2 protein-coding genes are annotated in these 700 nt (G+C 49.6%); both read right to left on the reverse strand.

Annotation, left to right across the window (positions count from 1 at the left end; all coding sequences use genetic code 11):
- A partial coding sequence (locus R7Q09_RS25755) for a flagellar biosynthesis protein FlgP (protein WP_318143892.1) occupies positions 1-322 on the reverse strand: 322 nt, incomplete at its 3' end.
- Between the two features lie 9 nt (positions 323-331).
- A partial coding sequence (locus R7Q09_RS25760) for a FlgO family outer membrane protein (RefSeq protein WP_318143893.1) occupies positions 332-700 on the reverse strand: 369 nt, incomplete at its 5' end.

Below are 700 nucleotides of genomic sequence, written 5' to 3' on the forward strand. Positions count from 1 at the left end.
CAACTAAGTAACTGCGCACGACCTCTGCACCGCGAATCACGCCATCGACCGCGCCACTCGTGCTTTCAATGCCAAGACGCTGATCTTCAAGTTCGGCACGACCGCTTACTCGCATGCCGTAAACTTGCTCTGCTAACTCACGATACGCATCAATTTTTGATGCTCGCATCGCGCGCACACGTTTTTCTTCTACCGTGCGGCCAGTTTGTTCGCTTACGCTTGCATAACCTACCGCCACTAAAATTTCATCTTGGCGCATCTGTTGTAATGGCTGACATCCCACAAGCACCAAGGTGGCAATAATAAATAATAACTTCTTCATGGTTCTATCCTATGGGCGGAGAATCACAGTGTATGGCTGGCGAATGGTTGGGTCTGAACGAATCAACACGCCATCTTGGGTACGGATGCTATTTAGCGTATCCAAATCACGGCCGATTCGGTCTGCAGGCAAGAACCCTTGCGCTGTGGCAACCACAACACGGCTTTGCATACCAACAACGCGAGCATTAACCAATACGCCACCTTCTTGACGAAGCATGGTTCCCGTTAACACATACTGAATTTGCTGCTCTTGCGCCAAATCTTGCCAATCGCGGCTTAAGGCAAAGTCGCCTTGCTGCGTCACTTGGATAGATCCTGTCGTTTTAAAATCGACGACTTTAAAACCGCGACGTTGGAACTGATGGATAAACCCTTC

The sequence above is a fragment of the Vibrio sp. 2130-1 genome (assembly GCF_033339515.1).